This is a genomic window from Mycobacterium sp. (genome assembly GCF_049673265.1).
Classification (GTDB): domain Bacteria; phylum Actinomycetota; class Actinomycetes; order Mycobacteriales; family Mycobacteriaceae; genus Mycobacterium.
Genome location: NZ_JBATXN010000503.1, coordinates 1 through 2,453, shown reverse-complemented (window position 1 = coordinate 2,453; position 2,453 = coordinate 1). Strand labels below are relative to the sequence as shown.

The following is a 2,453-nucleotide window of genomic DNA, read 5'->3' as shown; positions in this document are numbered from 1 at the left end:
CGTTGCACGTCCTTGCGGACCTCGACGGTCACGATGCCCCGTGCGGTCGTCGTGCGGATCAGATCCCGCAGATAATTCAGCTGCGACTCGATCATGAAGACGGCCGACGTGTGACCAGACCCCGTCCCGGGCCCGGTCCTGACTAACAGGTTAGGGAAACCGTGCACGGTCGACCCCTTGTACGCCTTCGTGCCCGCCCGTTGCCAGGTGCCGGCGAGGCTGTGACCGCCGCGGCCGATGATGCGGTCGTTGGTTGGTGAGTCGGTGACGTGAAAGCCCGTGGCAACGACGATGGCGTCGACCTCACGCACGCTGCCATCGGTGGCGACGATGGCGTTGGGCCGCACCCCGGCGATGCCATCGGTGACCACATCGACGTGGGGTTGTGCCAGTGCCGGGTAGTAGGTGTTCGACATCAGAATGCGCTTGCAGCCGATCTCCCAGCGGGGGGTGACTTTGGCGCGCAGCCGGGTATCGGCGGTCGCGCGCTCGATATGGCGCTTGGCTAGTTTCTGTACCGGCACAAGCATTTTGGGTGCATAGGTCAAGGCGAAACCGACGAGTTCCTTACTCCAGTACATGGCGATTCGGATCAACCGCTGATAGCCCGGAACGTGCGCGAAGGCAAGGCGTTCGGCGATCGTGTAGTCACGGTCGAAACGGGGAAGGACCCATGGCGCGGTGCGCTGATACACGTCCAGCTGCCGCACGGTCTTTGCCAGTTCGGGGATGATCTGGATGGCCGAGGCCCCGGTGCCGATGACCGCAACGCGTTTGCCGGTCAGGTCGACGTCGTGGTTCCACCGGGCGGAGTGGAACATCTCGCCTTCAAACTCCTCGAGACCCTCAATGTCCGGCAATGCCGGCTCGGTCAGCGGACCCACGGCCGAAACCACGAAATTCGCTGTGAAGCTTCCCTGCGACGTGCTCACGTGCCACCGCGCCTCCTGAGCGTTCCAGCGCACCTCGTGAACCTCGCAGCCGAACCGGTGTCTGTCGAGCACCTGGTGCTCTCGGGCAACCTGCCGGATGTAGGCCTCGATTTCGGGCTGTTTCGAGTACGAACGGGTCCACTTGCGGTTCGGCGCGAACGAGTAGGAGTACAGGTGTGACGGCACATCGCAGGCCGCGCCGGGATAGGTGTTCACTCGCCAGGTGCCGCCGACATTGTTTCCCCGCTCGAGCACGAGAAAGTTGGTGTACCCGTCCTTTTGGAGGGTGATCGCGGCGCCGAGCCCGGAGAAGCCGGCCCCGATGATCAACACGCCGACATGGTGGGGACCGGGTAGATTCGCGTTCATCTGACAGTCGTTTCGGTGTTCGCCGAGTCGGGTGTCGTGAAAACACCAGCAGCCGTGGAGTTTTCGATGTAGGGCTTGAGATGTCCGTCGAGCATGGTTCGCAGCTTGGCCTTCAATACCTTCTGCAGAAGCGCGCCGGTACCGGCGACCCTGGGCCGAAAGCGGATGGACCAAACCAACTCGGTCTGCACGTCGGATTCCTTCAGCGTGATCTCGCCTTGGTGACAGGTCAGCGGTGACCCTTCAATGACGCGGTAGCGCAGGCTTTGCTGCGGGACAGTGGCAACGACTTGCTCCGCGACCTGGCCGACTCCGCGCGGGCCTTGCATCAGGCGTTCGGACCCGGCGCCGTGGCGCTGTGTCCAGCCTTCCTTGCGCACCGTAACCGGGTCGAACCCGATCCACCGGGCCATGGTGTCTTGATCGGTGATTGCGTCCCACACTTTGGCGGCCGGCGCGTTGATCTTGATCCGGTGTTGGATCCGGCGCGTATCCGGATCCGGGCGCTTGTGCAATGGTCGTGGCTCGAATCCGAAGATACGGTCGGCCAGTCCAGTTTTCGTTCGGAGGATTTCAACGGAAAAGCCATGCGGGTCATTGATGTACACCACGGAGCCGGCGCCGGGTAGGTGAACGGGTCGGCAATTGGACTTGGCACCAAACGCTTCGGCACGCCGATACACTGCGTCGAAGTCCGGCTTGCGGCGCGCACCGAACGCGATGTTGAGAATGCCCTGATCTGATACGCGGTAGTCGTCGGGCCGCGGCTTCCCGGCGGGCTCGAGGTAATGCACGACCTCGATCAGCACCTCGCCGCCATCGAATAGTCGGCTTTCTGTGGTGGCGCCTGCGAGGCCCCACAACGCCTCGTGCTCGGGTGCATGAAGGGCCACGGCGCTGGCCTTGAGGCCGATACCTTCTTCGAAAAATGCTGCCGCATCGGCTAACTGGGAAACCGACGCCGTCACCGAACGGATCGCGGCCGAGCAATCGATGCGCCCGTGCCGGTCGAATTGCGGCAGCGGGTCGTCCTCCATGATTTCGACATAGACGCCGTCGGGATTACGGACGCAGGCACGCCGCCTGCCCCCGTCGCCCTGTGGCGCAGTCAGCGGTTGACTGCCAAGTCTGGCAAGCCTATTCAGGGTGGCG

General features: G+C 63.4%; 2 protein-coding genes. Both read right to left on the bottom strand.

Annotated elements, in window-relative coordinates; all coding sequences use genetic code 11:
* Nucleotides 1–1,301 (bottom strand): flavin-containing monooxygenase (locus WBF82_RS17350; RefSeq protein WP_424384200.1); only part of this gene is annotated, 1,301 nt, incomplete at its 3' end.
* Nucleotides 1,298–2,453, bottom strand: a 1,156-nt coding sequence (locus WBF82_RS17345) for an SRPBCC family protein (RefSeq protein WP_424384199.1), incomplete at its 5' end; no start/stop codon positions are given. The genes WBF82_RS17350 and WBF82_RS17345, both read right to left, overlap by 4 nt.